Source organism: Paenibacillus doosanensis (assembly GCF_025060755.1).
Taxonomy (GTDB): domain Bacteria; phylum Bacillota; class Bacilli; order Paenibacillales; family NBRC-103111; genus Paenibacillus_S; species Paenibacillus_S doosanensis.
Genome location: NZ_JANYUY010000004.1, coordinates 100,290 through 119,374, shown reverse-complemented (window position 1 = coordinate 119,374; position 19,085 = coordinate 100,290). Strand labels below are relative to the sequence as shown.

Annotated in this window: 21 protein-coding genes; 9 read left to right on the top strand and 12 right to left on the bottom strand. The window is 55.5% G+C overall.

The annotated features are described in order from the left end of the window. Positions 1-135 precede the first annotated feature (135 nt). Positions 136-342, top strand: coding sequence for a hypothetical protein (locus tag N0M98_RS05615; protein ID WP_259617189.1), 207 nt, complete (start codon positions 136-138; stop codon positions 340-342). Here the strand turns inward: N0M98_RS05615 and N0M98_RS05610 are convergent. The 6 genes from N0M98_RS05610 to N0M98_RS05585 all read right to left on the bottom strand — a co-directional run bounded on the left by N0M98_RS05610 (position 339) and on the right by N0M98_RS05585 (position 4,805). Then, positions 339-956: an alpha/beta hydrolase gene (locus N0M98_RS05610; RefSeq protein WP_249860461.1), complete on the bottom strand. Its 618-nt coding sequence runs from the start codon at positions 954-956 to the stop codon at positions 339-341. The genes N0M98_RS05615 and N0M98_RS05610 overlap by 4 nt on opposite strands. Next, on the bottom strand, positions 953-1,903 hold the full coding sequence (locus N0M98_RS05605; protein WP_259617188.1) for a ring-cleaving dioxygenase: 951 nt from the start codon (positions 1,901-1,903) through the stop codon (positions 953-955). Before N0M98_RS05605 ends, N0M98_RS05610 begins: the two co-directional genes overlap by 4 nt. Positions 1,904-1,947: 44 nt before the next feature. Then, on the bottom strand, positions 1,948-2,577 hold the full coding sequence (locus N0M98_RS05600) for a nitroreductase family protein (RefSeq protein WP_259617187.1): 630 nt from the start codon (positions 2,575-2,577) through the stop codon (positions 1,948-1,950). Between the two features lie 31 nt (positions 2,578-2,608). After that, entirely contained in the window at positions 2,609-3,010 is a 402-nt protein-coding gene (locus N0M98_RS05595) for a DoxX family protein (RefSeq protein ID WP_259617186.1), read from the bottom strand. Positions 3,011-3,123: 113 nt separating this feature from the next. After that, positions 3,124-3,573 carry a MarR family winged helix-turn-helix transcriptional regulator gene (locus tag N0M98_RS05590; RefSeq protein WP_249860465.1) on the bottom strand — a complete coding sequence of 150 codons (450 nt, stop codon included), beginning with the start codon at positions 3,571-3,573 and terminating at the stop codon, positions 3,124-3,126. Positions 3,574-3,869: 296 nt separating this feature from the next. Next, on the bottom strand, positions 3,870-4,805 hold the full coding sequence (locus tag N0M98_RS05585; RefSeq protein ID WP_259617185.1) for an AraC family transcriptional regulator: 936 nt from the start codon (positions 4,803-4,805) through the stop codon (positions 3,870-3,872). A 196-nt stretch (positions 4,806-5,001) separates the two neighbouring features. Here N0M98_RS05585 and N0M98_RS05580 point away from each other — a divergent pair, with 196 nt between their 5' ends. Beyond that, positions 5,002-5,739, top strand: a complete 738-nt coding sequence (locus tag N0M98_RS05580; RefSeq protein ID WP_259617184.1) for an SDR family oxidoreductase — start codon at positions 5,002-5,004, stop codon at positions 5,737-5,739. 24 nt (positions 5,740-5,763) lie between these two features. Here N0M98_RS05580 and N0M98_RS05575 read toward each other — a convergent pair whose 3' ends face one another. Continuing rightward, positions 5,764-6,444: an LrgB family protein gene (locus N0M98_RS05575; RefSeq protein ID WP_259617183.1), complete on the bottom strand. Its 681-nt coding sequence runs from the start codon at positions 6,442-6,444 to the stop codon at positions 5,764-5,766. After that, the gene (locus N0M98_RS05570; RefSeq protein WP_259617182.1) at positions 6,441-6,812 is read right to left on the bottom strand and encodes a CidA/LrgA family protein; all 372 of its coding nucleotides are present in this window, start codon (positions 6,810-6,812) and stop codon (positions 6,441-6,443) included. Before N0M98_RS05570 ends, N0M98_RS05575 begins: the two co-directional genes overlap by 4 nt. Before the next feature lie 116 nt (positions 6,813-6,928). On the opposite strand from N0M98_RS05570, the gene cidR reads away from it, so the two are divergent. Then, on the top strand, positions 6,929-7,840 hold the full coding sequence (cidR, locus tag N0M98_RS05565) for a cidABC operon transcriptional activator CidR (RefSeq protein WP_249860469.1): 912 nt from the start codon (positions 6,929-6,931) through the stop codon (positions 7,838-7,840). 43 nt (positions 7,841-7,883) lie between these two features. On the opposite strand, the gene N0M98_RS05560 is transcribed toward cidR, so the two are convergent. The 3 genes from N0M98_RS05560 to N0M98_RS05550 form a co-directional block, all read right to left on the bottom strand. Then, positions 7,884-8,159: a hypothetical protein gene (locus tag N0M98_RS05560; protein WP_259617181.1), complete on the bottom strand. Its 276-nt coding sequence runs from the start codon at positions 8,157-8,159 to the stop codon at positions 7,884-7,886. A 133-nt stretch (positions 8,160-8,292) separates the two neighbouring features. After that, on the bottom strand, positions 8,293-9,060 hold the full coding sequence (locus tag N0M98_RS05555; RefSeq protein ID WP_259617259.1) for a hybrid sensor histidine kinase/response regulator: 768 nt from the start codon (positions 9,058-9,060) through the stop codon (positions 8,293-8,295). 532 nt (positions 9,061-9,592) lie between these two features. Next, positions 9,593-10,441 (bottom strand): ABC transporter ATP-binding protein, encoded by an 849-nt coding sequence (locus N0M98_RS05550; protein ID WP_259617180.1) that lies wholly within the window; start codon positions 10,439-10,441, stop codon positions 9,593-9,595. A 193-nt stretch (positions 10,442-10,634) separates the two neighbouring features. Between N0M98_RS05550 and N0M98_RS05545 the strand changes: the two genes are divergently transcribed. The 5 genes from N0M98_RS05545 (at position 10,635) to pdaA (ending at position 17,110) form a co-directional block, all read left to right on the top strand. Then, a complete protein-coding gene (locus N0M98_RS05545; RefSeq protein WP_259617179.1) occupies positions 10,635-12,224 on the top strand; it encodes an AraC family transcriptional regulator in 1,590 nt (529 codons plus the stop codon). A 338-nt stretch (positions 12,225-12,562) separates the two neighbouring features. Further along, positions 12,563-13,699: an MGDG synthase family glycosyltransferase gene (locus N0M98_RS05540; protein WP_259617178.1), complete on the top strand. Its 1,137-nt coding sequence runs from the start codon at positions 12,563-12,565 to the stop codon at positions 13,697-13,699. A gap of 61 nt (positions 13,700-13,760) precedes the next feature. Next, positions 13,761-14,951 (top strand): MFS transporter, encoded by a 1,191-nt coding sequence (locus N0M98_RS05535; RefSeq protein WP_259617177.1) that lies wholly within the window; start codon positions 13,761-13,763, stop codon positions 14,949-14,951. A 15-nt stretch (positions 14,952-14,966) separates the two neighbouring features. Continuing rightward, on the top strand, positions 14,967-16,274 hold the full coding sequence (locus tag N0M98_RS05530) for a polysaccharide deacetylase family protein (protein ID WP_259617176.1): 1,308 nt from the start codon (positions 14,967-14,969) through the stop codon (positions 16,272-16,274). Positions 16,275-16,321: 47 nt separating this feature from the next. Then, on the top strand, positions 16,322-17,110 hold the full coding sequence (gene pdaA / locus N0M98_RS05525) for a delta-lactam-biosynthetic de-N-acetylase (protein ID WP_249860476.1): 789 nt from the start codon (positions 16,322-16,324) through the stop codon (positions 17,108-17,110). A gap of 106 nt (positions 17,111-17,216) precedes the next feature. Here the strand turns inward: pdaA and N0M98_RS05520 are convergent, their stop codons facing one another. Next, complete coding sequence (locus N0M98_RS05520) at positions 17,217-17,897, bottom strand: TetR/AcrR family transcriptional regulator (RefSeq protein WP_259617175.1); 681 nt, start codon at positions 17,895-17,897, stop codon at positions 17,217-17,219. Positions 17,898-18,153: 256 nt separating this feature from the next. Here N0M98_RS05520 and N0M98_RS05515 point away from each other — a divergent pair, with 256 nt between their 5' ends. Then, positions 18,154-18,912 (top strand): SDR family NAD(P)-dependent oxidoreductase, encoded by a 759-nt coding sequence (locus N0M98_RS05515; RefSeq protein WP_259617174.1) that lies wholly within the window; start codon positions 18,154-18,156, stop codon positions 18,910-18,912. Positions 18,913-19,085 lie beyond the last annotated feature (173 nt).

The window sequence follows — 19,085 nt, the reverse complement described above, 5'->3', positions numbered from 1 at the left end:
AATTGCAGCATAAAGATAAAGCACAGCCCCGCCGTCATGCGAAAACGGCGGGGCTGTGCTGGCTGCGGCCGCGGAGGAGACGATGCTGCTTTAAGGCCTCTCCAGAGCGAATGTTTCGCCGAGGATCGTGGAGAATTGGCCTGCGAGCCGGTCGACCGGACGGGGCGCGGCGGCACCGATATGGCCGCTGACGTCGTCGTGCGCTTCCTCCGGATGGAAGCAAACGCCGCGGCCGATCGGCTGCGGTATAATGCTGCCGATGAGCAGCTTCTAATTATCCCGTTCCGATTGGTGGCTGGCAGGATCGATCATATCATCACGGCTGCGCTGCTCCTTCCTTAACGACGGTCCGCAAAGGCTTCGCGGTACCATTCCTCGGCGGCTTCCGCTTCGGAAGCGGTGAGCTGATGGCCGAACCGTTCCCAATGAACGGTAACTTCGGCTCCTGCGCCCTTGAGCAGGGCGCTCAGCTCTTCGGTCTCCTCGGGCGAGCAGATCGGGTCGTTCATCCCGGCGCCGATGAAGCAGCGGACGCCGCTCAAATCCGGCAGCCCGATCCCGCGGCGCGGCACCATCGGATGGTGCAGGATGGCCCCCTTGAATACGCCGGGGCAGTGAAACAAGAGGCTGCCGGCGATATTCGCGCCGTTGGAATAGCCTACGGCGACCAAGTTATCGCGGTCGAATCCGTGGCTTACCGCCGCCTGATCGAGGAAATCCGCCGCTTCCTTCGTGCGGAAGACGAGGTCCTCCTCGTCGAATACGCCTTCGGCCAGCCGCCGGAAGAAACGGGGCATCCCGTTCTCCAGCACATTGCCCCTTAAGCTGAGCACGGACGAAGAGGGCGATACGACTTTGGCGAGCGGCAGCAGATCGCGCTCCGTGCCGCCTGTGCCGTGGAATAGGACGAGGACCGGGGCTGCCGGGTCCGTGCCTTGCTGATAAATATATTTCATCGCTGATCTTCCTCCAATACTCGGACCTCGATCGGGTCCAAATGCTGTTCGATTAACGTGCGCTGTTCTTCGTACCATGCCGGCAGCATGAGCTGTTCGCCGAGATGCTCAGGCGCTTCGTCCCGTGCAAAGCCCGGAGGATCTGTAGCGATTTCGAACAGGATGCCGCCTTCTTCCCGGAAGTAGATCGCATTGAAATACTGCCGGTCTACGATCGGAGTAGGCTGAAAGCCGCTGCTCTCGACGAGCTGTCTCCACTGCGCATGCTCGGCGTCGTCCTGAGCCCGCCAGGCGATATGATGCACGGTGCCGGCCCCGCCTGCGCCGTAAGGCATTGGAGTGACGTTCACATCGATAATGTTGCCGATCGTTCCTCTGGCCCGGAAGCGGGCGTAGGAGCCTTCCTGGCCGATTTTTTGCAAGCCCATCACTTTCTCCAGCGTTTGGGCGGTCCTCTCCGGGGCCGTACTGTAGAGCACCGCGCCGCCGAAGCCTTTGATCGCTTTGTCTGCCGGTATGCCGCCGAACGACCACTCGCTGTGCGTGCCTTCCTCGCGCTCTACGATCTCCAGGCGCAATCCGTCCTTATCCGCGAATTGCAAATACGATTCCGAGAAGCGCTCTGCCTTCATCACGGATATGCCGAACTTGCGAAGCCGCTCCTCCCAGAAGCCGAGCGAGCCTGCCGGTACGACATAGGTCGTGATGCCGACCTGGCCGCCGCCGATCCGGCCTTTGCGGGAACCGGCCCAAGGGAAGAAGGTGATAATCGTGCCGGGGCTGCCGATTTGGTCGCCGAAGTACAGATGATACACTTCCGGCGCGTCGAAGTTGATCGTCTTCTTCACCAAGCGAAGGCCGAGCACTCCCGAATAAAAATCGACGGTCTCCTGAGCATTGCGGACAAAAGCGGTAATATGATGAATTCCTGCTGTCGGTTGCGGCATAAATACCATCTCCTCGTATAAGTTATCGGATACAAGTTCCGTTGTTATTGAAATCGGTTATAGGTGACGAATTCTCCGACCGGCCTGCGGTAGCCGCGCGGTCTTTGGCGCGACGTATCCTCTCTGCCTATGGCGATCAGCAGCGCGGGAACGTAGCGGCCGGGAACGGAGAGCGCCTTGCGCAGCGCCTCCGCATCGAAGCCGATCATCGGGCAAGTATCCCAGCCGGCATCCTTGGCCGCCAGCATGAAGAGCATGGACGAGAGGCTGGCGTTGCGGATCGCTTCCTCGTGCATGAACGCCGCACCGCGGTTGTCGTAGAAGCTGACGACCGATTCGACTTCCTGATCGTATTCCTGCTTGCTGTAGACCCCCAGATTCAGCAGTCCTTCGTTGATTTTACCGGCATCTCGATATGCGTGAAGGTCGCCGAGGACGACGATGACAGCCGAGGCGCTCTGAACCTTATATTGCTTGTAGGCGGCTTCGTAGACGCTCTGCTTCAGGGAAGGGTCCTTCACGACGACATAATGCGTATGCTGCAAATTAAAGGCGGACGGAGCGAATTTGACCAGATTGAATATTTCGTCGAGTTCTTTATCCAGTATCTCCACACCGGGAATAAACTTATTAGCCGATCTGCGGGCTTTCAATAAGGCTGTAAAATCGCTCATAACTGATTTCCTCCTTCAGGGAAATGAACCATTAACGGGTTAGTGCGTCAAGCGAATACGCTCCGGCGCCGGTTAAGGCAACGCCAACGGCGATAGCGATAAGAATGACGTTATATTCAATACCGCCCGATGTTACCCAAAAACCGTTTTTGCCGTGCACCGTCGCAATGGCGCCGATCATTGTCAGCACAATCAGCGCGGCGGCGACAGGCGTGAACAGCCCGGCGGCAAGCAGCAAGCCTCCGATCAGCTCCATTAATCCGGCGGCGACCGCCATAGGAACGCCGGGTTTAATGCCGATCGATTCCATCCAGCCTCCGGTTCCTTTGGGCCCGTGGCCTCCGAACCAGCCGAACAGCTTCTGGGAGCCGTGCCCCGCGAAAATCAAACCTACAACCAGCCGAACGATCAGTAATCCTAATGCAATAGACATTGTAAATCCCTCCGTTTAAGTTTGAGTTTTTAAAAATCTATAAATAAAGAATCTTAAATTTAAGATATATGACGAAAAAGAGGCTATACGCGTTACACTTGAACTCCGTATAGCTATTTGAAATGCTCCTGGGCGAATTTGCCGAGTTTTTTGAGCAGCTGAGCCGCCGTCCGTTTCTCTTCGGGGGTCAGACCGCCAACCGCTTTATCGATAACCTCCGCATGGCGGGGGAATACGTCCTCGATAAACTGCCTGCCTTGCTCGGTAATGTCCGCGTAGATCAAGCGCCGGTCCTCGGTGGAGGCTCTGCGGCACACGAACTGCTTCTTCTCCAGCTTATCGACGACATAGGTGATGTTGCCGCTGCTCATAAGCACCTTTTCGCCAATCTGCTGAATCGGCTGAGCGCCTTTATGGTACAGCAGCTCCAGCACGCCGAACTCGGTTCGGTTCAGGCCGCTTTGGCGAATGTCGCGGTCGGCGTGGGCATTCACCCATTGACTGGCCCGCGATAGCGCGATATACAGATCGAGTGACTCTTCATAGGAGCGTTTCTCCGTCATCGCTTGCTCCTCCTTCCGCTGGTGAAATCTCAAAATCGAATATCTTAAATTAAAGATAATACAATTTAAGAAAAACGTCAACCCCTTCGATCGACTCTTCGGCCACTTTTTCACCGCGCTTTTAGAAGGGTGGTGAAAAAGTCCGCTGCGGCGTCCATTTGCTCCTCCAATCGCTGTTGAAAACGGATTCTTCGGATTGTTTTTTCGTTTTTCTGTGGAGAGAATCCGCTTTCAAAGGCGAACGCTTACGCTTTTCCAGATTCAAATGGCCCCTACGCTCGTTTTTCACCAGGCTTTTAGATGTCCGCATCGGGGTCTGCGATCGAACTGCGCCGTTCCCGGATGTCCTGCAGCGGCGGCCGGCCGTACATGCGGGCGTATTCCCGGCTGAACTGGGACGGGCTTTCGTAGCCGACGCGAAAGGCCGCATCGGAGACTTGCACGGACTCCGTCAGCATGAGGCGGCGGGCTTCCTGCAGACGCACCGTTTTCTGGTATTGCAGCGGGCTCATCGCCGTGACGCGCTTGAAATGCTTGTGAAACGCCGAAGCGCTCATATTCACGGACTTGGCAAGCTGGTCGACCGCAAGCGGGCGGTCGTATTGCCGGTTCATCAGCCGGAGCGCTTGCGCGATGCTGTGCGCATGACTGCCGATCATGGCGAACGAATGGAGGAGCGCGCCCTGCTCGCTTTGGAGCACGCGATACAAAATTTCACGGATCACGAGCGGCGCGAGAGCAGGGATGTCCTCAGGCTCGTCCAGCAGCTGCAGGAGCCGCACGATCGCTTCGAGCAATGCGGGAGACGTCCGGTTTACGGTGATGCCCCGAAAGCTTTCGGCGGCAGCGGACCCGGGGCGGTTCGCTTCCTTCACGATGTCGAGGATGACGTCGGCGTCAAAGCTGAGCTTCAAGCTCAAATACGGGATTTCGGGCGAAGCTTCGACAATGCTGCCGACGATCGGCAGTTCAACGGAAGTGACCAGGTAAGTCGACGGATCGTACCGGTACGTTTCATCGGCCAGCGAGGCCGTCTTCGCCCCTTGGGCCACGACGCAAATCGACGGCTTGTATACGGATTCCATCGGATGCGAAGGCTGTACGGCATGCATCAGCGTCAACGAGGGTACGCTTGTCCGAAACGTGCCGTGCGACGGGGCGTGGCGGCGTATGAAGAGCGCCAGCTGCCGCAGAGCTTGCTCCATACGCGGCGAATCGTTCGTTATGCTCATCGCTGCGGGCTCCTTTCCGGGAGGATGTCAGTCCTTTTATTATATCGATTATATCGGGACCGAAGAGAATCAGGCAAGAATCAGCCAGGTATGGTCTAACGGCCCGGTACAAACATTACTATAATGAAATCATCGGGATAAAGCGCGGCGGCTGTAACGGCCGGCCGCAAATCCAAGGCAGAGGGAGAGCATGAATATGAGTTTAAGCGGAAAAGTTGCCATAATTACCGGGGCTTCCCGAGGGATCGGAAGGCAAGCGGCCATTCAATTGGCGCAAGCCGGAGCGAAGGTCGTCGTCAATTATTCCTCCAATTCGGCGAAAGCCGAGGAAGTCGTAAAGACGATTGAGCAAGCGGGCGGCGCAGCCGCGGCCATCCGCGCCGACGTCAGCAAGGTAAGCGAGGTCGAAGCGCTGTTCGCAGATACGCTTGAACGGTTCGGACGCGTAGATATTGTGGTCAATAATGCCGGTATTATGGAGTGCAAGGCGATTGAGGACGTGACGGAGGACCTATTCGACCGCCACTTCGCGATCAATGTGAAGGGAACTTATTTTGCCTGCCAGCAAGCGATGAAGCATATGGCACGCGGCGGCACGATCATCAACTTCTCGACGTCCGTGTCCGGCGCGATGCTTCCCGCGTACAGCGTCTATGCCGCAACGAAGGGAGCGGTGGAGCAACTGACCCGCCAACTGGCGAAGGAGTTCGGGCCCAAGGACATCGTCATCAACTGCATCGCCCCCGGCCAAGTGGCGACCGAATTGTTTCTGAACGGAAAGACGCCGGAGCTGGTCGATTCCTACCGCCGGATGAACGCGTTCGGAAGGCTCGGCGAACCGGAGGATATCGCCAATGCGATCGAATTGCTCGTCAGCGGCAAGGCGCGCTGGATAACGGGGCAGACGATTCGGGTCAACGGAGGGTTTAATTAACATCGCTCAGGGAACTTATTTGACTTAGAACACGGCGGCCAACATCCATGGAGCGACCAGCAGAGTAATGACGGCCGCAAGAATCATCGAGATGCTGGACACCGTGCCGGAGACGCTGCTGAACTCGAACGCCTTGGACGTGCCCGCGCCGTGAGAGCTCGTGCCAAGCAGGACACCTCTGGCGATATCGTTATGGATACGGCACATCCGGATCACGGTCGGCCCGATGATCGATCCGAAAATGCCCGTCATCATAACCGCCACGGCCGTGATCGTCGGTATGCCTCCGATCGTCTGCGAGACGCTCATCGCGATCGGCGTCGTAACCGAGTGGGGCAGCAGGCTGTAAATGAGCTGATCGTTCATATGCAGCGCCTCCGCCATCCATAGGGAGGAGGCGACCGCCACGGCTGATCCGGCCAAAACGCTGACCAAAATCTCGGCGGCATGTTTCTTGATCAGGTCGAAATGCTTCGACAGCGGGATCGCAAAGGCGATGGTCGCGGGCTGGAGCATATCCGACAACCAGTGGGCTCCGGAATTATAGGAATCGAACGTCGTGCCGGTAGAGACGAGAACGACGACCAGCACCACGGGAGTAACGATCAGCGGAGACAGCAGCAGCACCGGTTTATACCGGTACAGCCGTTTGGACAGCATATATAGGAGTATCGTCCCGACGAGACTCAGTGCTGCGATCATCATGGACGGGCACGCTCCTTTCTCCTTGCGATCAGTTGGGCGACTAGGCCGCTGCAGACCATGACGACGACGGTGCCGAGTGCGACGACGAGCACGATCTGCAAACCGTCGCTCATAAGCAAGCTGCGATACGATATGATGCCGACGGCAGGGGAGATGAAAAACAGCAGCAGCTCGGCAATCAGCCAGCTGGACCCCGCCTCCAGCCATTCGCGGCGCAACATCTTTGTCTGAAGCAGCAGGAACACGACGATCATGCCGAGAATGCTGCTAGGAATCGGCAGATGGAGCCATGCGACGAGTTGATTCATGATATAAGAAATGAAAATGAAGAATATAATCTGGGCCATAATTTTCCATGCGGATTTCATCGCTGCTAGCTCCTTTCAATTGAAAGTGTACAGCAGCTTCTTTCATAGGTAAAATACATATACAGAATGTTTTTCATTCCATTTGTCTATGAATGGCGCATGAGGGGGATCGCGGTATGGATATGCGGCATCTGCAATATTTTTTGGAGGTAGCCCGGTGGAAAAGCTTCACGAAGGCGGCGCAATCGCTGTATATTACTCAGCCTACGATCAGTAAAATGGTCAAAAATCTGGAGGAAGAGCTCGGGGTCGTCCTGTTTGACCGGATCGGCAAACGAATCGAGCTGACGGATGCGGGAACGGTGCTGCTGACGCAAGCGCAGCATATCGTGACCTCTTTCGAGGAGATGACCTCCCATTTGGACGAATTAATGAAGGTAAAGCGGGGACGCATCCGCATCGGCCTGCCGCCGATGGTCGGGGCGAGCTTCTTCCCCAAGGTGATCGGGGAGTTCAGAGAACAGTATCCGGAAATAACATTGCAGCTGTACGAGCACGGCTCGAAGAAGGTAGAGGCGGAAGTCGGCGCGGGCGAGCTGGATATCGGGGTAATTTTGCTGCCGACCGATGAGGAGGTGTTCGATTCGTTTTCCTTCGTCAAACAGCGTTTGATGCTTGTCGTGCATCCTTCCCACCGGCTGGCCGGCCATAAGGAAGCGGCGCTTATAGAGCTGAAGGATGAGCCGTTCCTGATGTTCCATGAGGATTTTGCTCTCCATGACCGGATTATCGCGGAGTGCGGGAGGCTGGGGTTCGAGCCGTTGATCGTCTACAAAAGCTCCCAGTGGGATTTCATCAGCGAGATGGCGGCGGCCAACCTGGGAATCGCCCTGCTGCCGGAGACGATCTGCCGCGAGCTGGACGAGGAGCGGCTGCGGATGATTCCGCTGACGAAGCCGACGATTCCTTGGCATTTGGCGATGATTTGGCGCAAGAACAGCTATTTGTCGTACGCCGCCAAAGAATGGATCGCATTTACCCAGCGAATGCTGCGGCAAGCTCCGCATTGGTATGCGGACAGCGATTAAGCGGCAGGAGAGGCCGAATCGGCCGTGCGCCCGGCTTGCGCTATTACTCTACCCAGAGCGCAGCCCAAACGAACAGGACAAAGAGCAGAGGAACCGTCAGGACGCCCAACGTCACGGAAATCCAAAATCCTTTTGTTCGCAAAAAGTTTTTAACGACTTCCAGCTTCGCTGCCGGCTCGCGCTCCAGCGACTTAAGACCGTCCTCCAGCATACGGACGGCCAGCTCTTCGTCCTGCTCTTGCAGCTTGTCCCACAGCTCGGCGTGCAGAGCCTGAAGCTGATCTTTGCGCGGACTGTCCTTCAAAGGAATGATAGCCATCGGGAAATAACCGCCTTTCGGAAAAGATGGTGTCATTCCCTTTATTATAGCGTAACCACCCAAATATTGGAATGGTGGAGCGATGCTGTGCGAAAAAGCCCCTTCCTCCGTTGGCGAGGAAAAGGGCTGGTGTTCAAAGAAGCGCGGCGGCGGTCGTACCTGCGCAATGATCGGAACCAGAGGCGGCCCCCGCGGTGCTCGCGTTTTTAGGCCATGTGACGGTTGCCTTGAAGCAATCGCCGTCGATTTCGATCTGCAGCCGCCCTTCTTGCAGCTCGACGATGCTTCTGGCGATCGCCAGGCCGAGTCCCGAGCCTTCCGTATGCCGCGATGCGTCGCCTCGCTTAAATCGTTCAAACAGCTCCTCGACCTCAAAATCGATCTCGTAAGCAGAGATATTGTTGATCGTCAAAACGACATGGGCATCGTCTTCGGTCAGAGCAACATAGACACGTGAGCCGGGCAAGGAATATTTTAAAGCGTTGCTGAGCAAATTTTCGAGCACGCGCCACGTTTTTTTGCCGTCCAGCCGAGTACGGATATGCGGATGCGCAATGTGTACCCGAAAGGTCAGGGGAGCAGCTTCGATTTTATCGCTATACTCGGCTAATGCTTGACCGAGCAGAGCGGACACATTGACGTCCTCCAGCGTCAGCTCGACCGCGCCGCTGGCCATCTTGGAGGCCTCGAACAAGTCGTCGATCAGTACTTTCAACCGCTGCGACTTACGGTCGAGAATGCCGTCCAGCTCGGGCATCATGTTGTCCAGAATAATCAGGTGAATGTCCTCCCGGCCGATCAGCTCCAGCGCTTCCAGGCCGCTCCCCGCCTTGTATACGTTCATATGTTCATGCCGCAAATAGATTTCAATGGCATCCTGAATCTCCGCTTCGTCGTCCACTACCAGCACACATTATAGGCTTGCATCGTTATCATCAGCTTCTCCACCTTGCTATGTATAAGTTGCCGGGCTGGCATCCGCGGCTGTATCTCTATAGTAAAGGGTAATTTTAACAAAAGCCCGGTAAAAAGTCTTACAAATTTCTTACGATAACAAAAAAGAGATGGCGGCGGACTGTTCCTCCGCATCGCAATCTCTAAAGGGTCTTGCTGCACTTTCTCTCTCTCTGCCTTGGAGGCGCGGCCGGCGGTTCCTGTGCGCCCGCCGGGTCGGCGTAAATTCTAAACCTTGTTTCATATCTCTTGGATAATCTCTCTAAATGTCTGTATCTATTAGGGGAAAGATGCTCTTTCTGCAACAACATGCCGACATGAGTATAGACGGAGCGGCGTTTCATTATGTTGCGAGGGAATAAGTGGAAAGGGGGCGCTAGCGCAAAAAGGCCCCGAACGCCGCTCCTGCCGGAGAGGACGATTCGGGGCCGTTCGATTCCGGCCGTTCGGCGGACGCGGCACAGCGCGGCGCCGGCTGCTTAGCGGGCGGCGGCGACAAGCTCCTTCTGCGCCGGAGCGGAAGCCGATCCCAAGCGATCGTGAGCCAGCTCATACGGCAGGCAGAGCGGAACGCCGGTGCGCGGGTCGCGGATAATGTCGGCTTCGATGCCGAATACTTCGCGCAGCACATCCAGCGTCATGACCTCTTCCGGGGTACCGCTGCTGATCACTTGACCGCTCTTGATGGCGACCATATGATGCGCATAGCGCGTGGCATGGTTCAGGTCGTGAACGACCATAACGACGGTGCGCCGCTGCTCGCCGTTCAGCTTCTGCAGCAGCTTCAGCACCTCCAGCTGATGCGCCATATCGAGGAACGTGGTCGGCTCGTCGAGGAACAAGATGTCCGTTCCCTGCGCCAAGGCCATGGCGATCCAGGCGCGCTGGCGCTGGCCGCCCGACAGCTGATCGACGGGGCGGTCGTAAAATTCGTTCATGCCGGTCATTTCGATAGCCCAGCGGACGATGTCCTTATCTTCCTTGGACAGCGATCCGAAGCCCTTCTGATGCGGGAAACGTCCGTAGGTGACAAGCTCCGACACGGTCAGCCCTTCCGGGGCGACCGGATTTTGCGGCAGGATGGCGAGCTGCTTCGCCACTTCTTTGGTCGATTGCTGATGAATCGACTTCCCGTCCAGGAATACGCCGCCGCTGGAAGGCTTCATAATTCTGGCCATCGTCTTGAGAATCGTCGATTTGCCGGACCCGTTAGAGCCGACCAAGGCGGTAATTTTTCCCGAAGGGATGCTGATATTTAAGTTGTTGACAATGGAACGTTCCCCGTAAGAAATATCCAATTGATTCGTGTATAAGCGCTCCTGCACCATGAGTCCACTCCTTTTGGCAAGCCTGATTGATCATGTGTTGAACACTGTGCCGTCATCCGATAATAATGAGAATCATTATCAAGATTATAAAGCAAATCGACCCCCGATTTCAATATAAATTTATTTGACATTGAGAATCATTTTCATTTAATATTGAAATGAATGCCATTTTTATGGGAGGATGTGAAAACCGATGCTATACAGGTCCGATTCCATACGTCATCTGCAGCTGGAATATGCTCAAACCGAGGAATTCAAGCTTCAGCCCGGGCTGAGCCAAGAGCTGTCTACTCGGGATGAGCATGCCTTCGGCTTCGTATTGCAGGAAAAATTAAAAGTAACCTTGACCGGTCAAGACCGCAGACGCTCCGGTAAAGCGCTGTGCGGGGAGCTATTTCTCGTCCCGCCGGACAGCCGGTGCGCGCTTGAAAATATATCGGAAGCGCCCGTTCAGCTACTTTTCATTCGCTTCCATTGCGCTCAGATCCAATGGGCGGATAAGACGCCGGGACCGCTGTGCGCGGCGAAGGCCGAGCTGATCGACGATTACCAGCTGTATTGCTTCCGTACGCCGCAAATTCGCAGCTGGATTCAAGATTTCTTAAGCGATTGCGGCAGTCCGGAGCCCGCGCTGTACTATCAGCTGCAATCGCATTTGTACGCCATGGTGGCCGCGTTGATGATGGTCGTGCAAAATCCGCGCGAAATGGAACAGGACCTGGTCGCCTACGTGGAACGGACCCGGCAGTACATGGAGCAGCGCTATCATGAAGCGATGGACATGGAGGACATCGCCCGGCTGTCGGGAGCGAGCCCGAGCCGGTTTTACCAAGCTTTCCGCAGGCAGACCGGGCTGAGCCCGAATAAATTCATTACGAAGATCCGGCTCGACGCTTCGCTTTCCATGCTCGCCAATACGCTCTCCCCGGTCATTGATGTGGCGCATTCCGTCGGGTATCCGGACGAATATTATTTCAGCCGGCTTTTCAAGAAGCATATGGGGATCACCCCTACGGAATACGCCGCCCGGACGAAGAAAAAGATTGCCTGTCTGTCCCCCGTATTGTGCGGCGATCTGAGCGTGCTCGGCATTACGCCCCAGCTGTCTCTGGACAGAGGCTGGATGGACGACGAGCCGGTCAAGGAGAAGGCGCTCCGGCGGATCGAACGATTCGAGCCCGAGCTCATCATTGCGCCGCCTCTGCCCGACGATGTGCACGAAACGTTGTCGGCCATCGCTCCCGTCGTCGTGATCGCCTGGAAGCAGTATCCCTGGAAAGAGCGGCTGCTCGACATCGGCAAGCTGTTCGGCTTGTCCAGCGTAGCCGAGAGATGGCTCTCGTATTTCGATATGAAGGTGGAGAATGCGCGGATTCATATTCGCCAGCATTTGGGCGACGAGCCGATGCTGCTCGTGCATGCCTCCGGAGAGGAGCGGTTCCGCGTCTTCGGCATGAAGATGAAGAAGATGAAGGATCTGTTCTACGACGATCTGCAAGTCATGCCTCCCTCGGGGCCGGCGCAGCATATCGGAGCGCTGGACGTCACTTCGCTAAGCGATGTTGCGAAGCTCGATTGCGATAACGTGCTGTTTCTGGTCGGTGCGGCCAAGCCGCAATCGTTCTGCGAGCAGCTCGCCGACCGTTGGAAGGGCTTGAAGCAGAGCCGCGGCAAGAAGCGCTGTCTGTTCGTGCGCCATGACGACCCGCTGCTGTATAATGCCGCGGCTCACGAAGGCTTGGTCGACCAGACGGTCCGTCTGCTGATGCAGTCGGGAAGTTAGCGGCTGCCGTTTACCGCAAATTGAAGGGATGGGCTTCATTCTGTTCGTCTAATCAGCGATTCGCGTGAATGGCTGACCAAAGCGTGATACAATAAGTTTGCTGCAAAACGCAGTCGGCTCGGCCGGGACGTTTTGTGCGGCAAACTTTTTTTATTTGGCAAAGTAAAAACAAACTTCTTTATGCCGGGATGCCGGAATGGGGCATGCTTTCATGCGGAGTTACGTAGATATGTATGTGGAGTGAATTATTGATGAATCGATGACGGAGTGGTTTATTTTCAACAGGGAAATAACTATCATAATCAGTATGTTTGGTTTTGTAGAAAGGGGGGGCTGCCATGAACCATAAACCTAAGATCTTGATCCTGACGGCGAGTTATGGAGACGGACATTTACAGGCTGCGCGGGCGCTGAAACAATCCTTTCTGAACCAGGGAGTGGAATGTGTTCGGGTCGTCGATCTCATGAGAGAAGCGCATCCTTTTTTAAATACAATTACAACGACTTTATACTTGACCAGCACCCAGACATCCAAATTCGGACTGGATTATTACGGCTGGAGCTATTATATGACGCGGGAGACGAAGCCGGATCTCGCCTGGAACCGTTATTTTAAAATTATCGGCAAGAAGAAGCTGAAGGAAATTATCGCCGAGGAGCGGCCGGACGCCATCATCAATACGTTTCCATTCGGAGCGACGCCGGAGCTGTGCCGCGGCCTTGGCATCCCATGCTTTACGGTATTGACGGACTTCGCTCTGCATTCGCGCTGGATTCACCCGGATATCGACAAGTATTACGTAGCGGCGGAAGAGCTGAAGGAGCAGCTCGTCTCCATAGGCTGTGCCCCGCGGCAGGTTGAAGTAAGCGGCATTCCGATTCGCAGCGATTTTATCCATTACGATTACAGCCAGCCTAACGAGTTTGCCATGCAAGTGGACCCTTGGCGCAAAAGCGTGCTGATTCTGGCCGGATCTTACGGCGTTCTCGGCAATGTCGACGAGATGATTCGCGAGCTGCTGGCGATCGATGACTGCCAGGTGGCCGTCGTCTGCGGCCGCAACCGGAAGCTGGAGCAGAAGCTGCTGGCGCAATACGCGGATCAGCCGGACGTGCATATTTTCGGTTTTTTGGAAAACATTCATCAATTGATGTCGATCTCCTCCTGCATCGTATCAAAGGCGGGCGGGCTGACTTTATCCGAGTCGCTGGCGCTGAGAATACCGCTGTTTATTTACAAGCCGTTCGCCGGACAAGAGAAAGAAAACGCGCTGTTTCTTGCCAACAAAGGAGTGGCTGCGATTTCTAACCATACCGAGGAGCTTGTGAGCCAAATCCGTTCGTTCTTCTCCGACGAGAAGCTGGCGGCCGACATTAAAGCGCGGATGACCAAGCTGCAGCCGAAATGCGCCGCGGAGTTTATTGCGGAGGATGTGCTTCGCACCGTGAACCGGACGGTCGGCGCGCATAAATAATCCTGTCGGAGTCAGGGTATAATGCAGGTTAATGTATTATGCAGGAAGAAGGTGGGGCGAATTGTCCGAAGTTTCTCATAAACAAGCCTTTGCTGCACATATGATGTTATACGGTATTATTTTATTCCTTGTAGAATTTGTCCGCGGAGCTTTTCTCGTATCGTTCCTGCCGACGTATGCGGTGAAAGCGTTGGGCTTTTCTGTTACGGCGGTAGGTTGGGCGGTTTCCATTCATTACATAACGGATACGCTGATCAAATGCTTCGCAGGCTACTTGCTCGACCGGTTTCCGCTGCGGTTTATCGTGCCGCTGGGGCTCGCCGTATCGATGGGCGGTCTTTGGCTGATGTACAGCGTACATTCGCTCTGGCTGCTTATCGCCGCCTCGGCATTGTTCGGCATGGGGTTGTCGCCGATCTGGCTTGTCTGCCTGAGCAAGGTGAGGCCCGAGCATAGGGCGGAGCATATGGGAATGCTGTATACGTGCTGGCTCGCCGGTCTGGGCTCAGGGCCCATCGTGCTTAATTTTATTATGGATAAGAGCTATTCCTTGTCTTTCTGGATCATGCTGGTCTTATGGGGAATCGGTCTGGCCTTATCGTTACTCATCACCAATACGAAGTTATCCGCTCCTGAACCTATTCCCCTTCAACAACAAATCGCCATGCTCTGGGAACGGCTTCGCTCGATGAAGAAGCTGGTTCCCGGCATGACCCTGCAAACGATGGCGGCAGGCATGCTCGTTCCCGTGCTGCCCGGCTTCACCACCAATTATTTAGGCTTCAATTATTCCCAATATTCCTACCTGCTTATTGCCGGCGGTCTGTTAACCGTCGGGGCGCTCATTCCTATGGGGCGGCTGTCCGATCGATTCGGTAAAAAATGGTTTCTGGTCTTAGGCTTCGCGGCCTTCGCTTTGACCCTGTTTTCTTTGACGCTTGCCTTTCATCTCTGGGTCGCCATGCTGCTTGCCGCGGTGCTCGGGATTTCCTATGCCGCCGTGCTGCCGGCCTGGAACGCTCTGATCGCTCATTACGTCCCCAAAAATCATGAGGGAATGGGATGGGGGTTGTTCTCCAGCGTCGAAGGCATAGGCGTCATTATCGGTCCTGTGCTGGGAGGATGGATAGCGGATACATTCAGCGAAAGCATGACCGTATTGGCAAGCGCCGTCCTGCTGGGAGCCATCGCCGTGTATTACTTTCTGTCCCCGCCGGAAAGCTCCGCTTCACAGGCCGCAGTTGAACATTAGGAAGGAGGAATGGCCATGGGGCCTGTATTCTGGTTCATCCTGATTGCGCTCTGCATTTATACGGTAATCCCCACTTTGCTGGTGCGGCTGCTCGGATGGGGAGTGTACCGGAGGGGAGAGATGCGGCGGACGGCGTATTTGACGTTCGACGACGGCCCGGACCCCGAATATACGCCGAAGCTGCTTGATCTGCTGCGGCAGTACGGCGTCAAGGCGACGTTCTTCGTGCTCGGAGCCAAGGCGCAGGAGCATCCCGAGCTGATCCGGCGAATGCGCGGCGAAGGGCATCTGATCGGCATCCATAACTACTCCCACTGGGCCAACGCCCTGATGTCGCCCGGGAAAGTGCGGCGGCAGGTTGCGGCGGCGGCCAGGGTGATCGAAGAAATTACCGGGGAACGGCCTGTGTATTACCGGCCTCCTTGGGGGATCATCAACCTGTTTGACTTCGGGCTGCTCCGGGAATTCCGCATGGTGCTCTGGTCGCTGATTCCGGGGGATTGGCGCAGCCGCGGAGGCAAAGCGAGAATTCAGCGCAGGCTGGAGTCGCGGTTTAGGGACGGAGCGGTGATCGTGCTTCACGACAGCGGACAGACGCTGGGGGCGGACGAGGACGCTCCGCAGTACATGCTGCAGGCGCTGGAGGAGTTCATCGGCGGCATGCGCGAGCGGCAGTATACGTTCCTTAGGGTAGACGAGCTGAACCGGGAGAAGGGGAAGCCGTCCGGTCTCGCCTGGTATCGCAGACTCCCCGTTGCGCTGTGGCTGAAGTGGGAAGCGGTTTATCATGCGCTGTTTGCGCTGGAGCCGGTCGATCCCGACAATCAGCTGCTGTATTACCGGGTGTGCACTTATCACGGACGCAGCATTTTGCTGCCGGACGGCGAGGAAATCCGCAAGGGCGACCGCGTGATCGAGCTGCATTTCAACAATGAAATGATCTTCCATATCGCAGGGGGGACCCGGTCGATGATGCAGCTGGCCGTTCAGCTCATCCGGGCGGTGCAGGAGCTTCTCCCCAAGATGGCGGAGCGGCTTATGAGCGACGCCGTGACGCGCGACATTAAGGGGATCTACGGCATTACCATGATTAACCGCGGTCCCAAGCAGTTCGGATTCACCGTCACCGATCTGCCCAAAGGGTTGTTCTATATCGTCAGCAAGCTGTACTTGCGGCTTCTGCTGCTGGTCATTCATCCCCAGGGGAAACAGCGGCTGGAGGTGAAGAAGGAGCTGCTGACGCCCAAAGTGCTCGCCATATCGGCCAAGGAGCTGCAGCGGCGGTATTCCGCTTCCCCCGAGTACATAACCGTTTCCGAATAGGGCATATTATCGCTGAGCTTATTTTAACGCCAAGGGGTGAATCGCTTTTGAAACGAGTCGCTGTACTTGCCGTTTCACTGCTGCTGCTTGCCTTGACGATTCCGTTCTCTGTGCAAGCCGGCGAAGCGGCGACGGGCAACCCGTATCATTTCGGGTTCAAAAAAAGCAAGAACCAGCAGCTGGCCTCTATCAATGAAGAAGGCTTCAAGGACATTATTCAGAAAAACGAAGCCATTTTTCTCGGGGACGTCTCCCGCAAGGAGCTTTATCTCACCTTCGACAACGGCTATGAGAACGGATATACTCCGAAAATTTTGGACGTTTTGAAGGAGCATAAGGTTCCGGCGATTTTTTTCGTCACCGGGCATTTCGTGAAGGAGCAGCCGGAGCTGGTGAAGCGGATGGTCGCTGAAGGCCATTTGATCGGCAACCACTCGTGGAGTCATCCGGATATGAGTCAAATTTCCAACGCCCGCCTGCAGGAGGAACTGGCGAAGGTACAGACCGCCGTCAGCAGCTTGACCAGCCAGAAGGAGATGCATTACTTGCGGCCGCCCCGCGGCATCTTCAACGACCGTATTCTGGCGGCCAGCAAGGAGCTCGGGTATACGAGCGTCTTTTGGTCGGTCGCCTACCGGGATTGGGAGCCGAAAGCGCAAAAAGGCTGGAAGTACGCTTACGATAACGTGATGGGCCAGCTGCATCCGGGCGCCGTCATTTTGCTCCATTCCGTCTCCAGCGATAACGCCGAAGCGCTCGGACGCATCATTACCGCTGCGCGGGAACAGGGCTATGAGTTCAAAAGCCTGGATCAGATGGAGAAGAGAACCTATTAGCTGTAAGGGAAGGCGCCGCGCTGCGGCGCTTTTTTGCACTAAAGAAAAAGCCCTGCCCCAAAAGGCAGAGCCTGCAACGCTACCGGCAACAGCCGATATTGGCGTTCTATGCATCCGAAGCAGCTCCGGAGCCGCGCGGCCCCCGCAAATACTCCAAAAATATGCTTTTCATAAGCAGCAGCTGGGTTTCGGCATCCATATCGGATTCCAGCATGACGATGTTTTTTTGCAAGGACAGCTTCTGCGCAAATATGCCGAACGCGTTGGCCATAGTCGACAGCGTCTCTTGGATCGGAATATCCGAACGGATCGAGCCGTCGCGGATGCCTTCTTCGATAATACGACGGTAGATCGCCGAAATCCGGTGATATACGGCGTTATATTTGTCGATATCCTCCAGAGGCTCCGGCGATTGGGCGGCATAGCTTTGGAAGGCTTCCAACAGCTTCGTCCGCTCTTCGCGGCTTTCTCTGCTGAAGGAGACGAAATAATCGAACACGCGCTCAAGCTTGCTTAGGCAGCTTTCTTGTCTCTGGGCGATTTCCTCGAAGACAGGGGCTTGAGATTCCATAAGCTTCGTAGCGACCGCGACGATTAATTTATCTTTTTTGGGAAAATAGCGAAACAAGGTGGCGATGCCTACGTTATCTTCCTTGGCTACATCCTGCATGGTGGCTTTCTCCAAGCCTTTGCGCAGAAACACGCGTTCCGCGGACGCGATAATGCTGCTGAGTCGCTGCTGCTTGCCTTCAAGCCGTTCCTGTTCCCATCTGCTTTTGGGGTCCATTTGCGCTTCAACTCCTCAACCAAGTCATGTCATAATCGATGCCATGCTATCAAAAGGACCAATCGTTGTCAATGTTGGAAGGCATTCTCTCGCTTGAATGCGGGGAGGCGGGATTGAAAAGAAAAATAAGCGGTGATATAATGAGTATTGTAATGATATTAATACTATCACGATGATTGTTTGAGTATCATACCTCATTATTTTATCTTATCCTCCGAGGATAGAACACCCATACTGCTAAAGGAGCTGGATGAACGTGGAAAATACGAACCCGATTGCAGTCATTACCGGAGCAGGAAGCGGCATAGGCAGAGCAAGCAGCTTGAAGCTCGCCAAGAACGGAGCCAAGGTGGTATTGGTCGATTACAATAAAGAAGCCGGAGAAGAAACCTTGAAGCTCGTGCAGGAGCAAGGAGGCGAAGGAATCTTCGTGCAGGCTAACGTCGCCAAGAGCGAGGATGTCCAATATTATGTGAACGAAGCCGTGAAGACATACGGACGGATCGATGTCTTTTTCAATAACGCGGGAATTATTCAACCGTTCTCGATGCTTGCGGATACCGAGGAAGCGGAATTCGACCGCATCATGTCGGTCAACGTCAAAGGGGTGTTCCTCGGCTTGAAATATGTGTTGAAAGTGATGGAGAGCCAAGGCGGCGGCACGATCATTAATACGGCCTCCACGGCGGGAATTCGCAGCGAGCATAGCGCGGGCGTGTACTCGGCAAGCAAGCATGCGGTAATCGGATTGACCAAATCGGCGGCGCTGGAATATGTGAAAAAAGGCATTCGCGTCAACGCCATTTGTCCGGGAGGCGTAAAAACGGCTCTGACGGACAGCGTTCCCGTGACCATGCAGCAAACCGGCTATGTGCCGGAGGAAGTATCGGTTATGAGAATGGGACGCTTCGCGCAGCCGGACGAGATCGCCGGCATGGTGGCGTTCCTCGCTTCCGAGGAGTCCAGCTATATGACAGGCTCCATTGTGCTTGTCGACGGCGGGTTGACTCTGTAAAGGCTGCTTAAGCGATAGGCAGGAGCAGATTGTAAAGGAACATTGAGACACACGACCGATGGCCGTGTGTCTTTTTGGCGTCGACGTGCCCGGTCAGGGCGGGTTTACTGCATGTTCCCGGCCGTGCGGAAATAAAAGCGCGGCCGGACGCTGCGGCCCGGTTCTGTTATGCA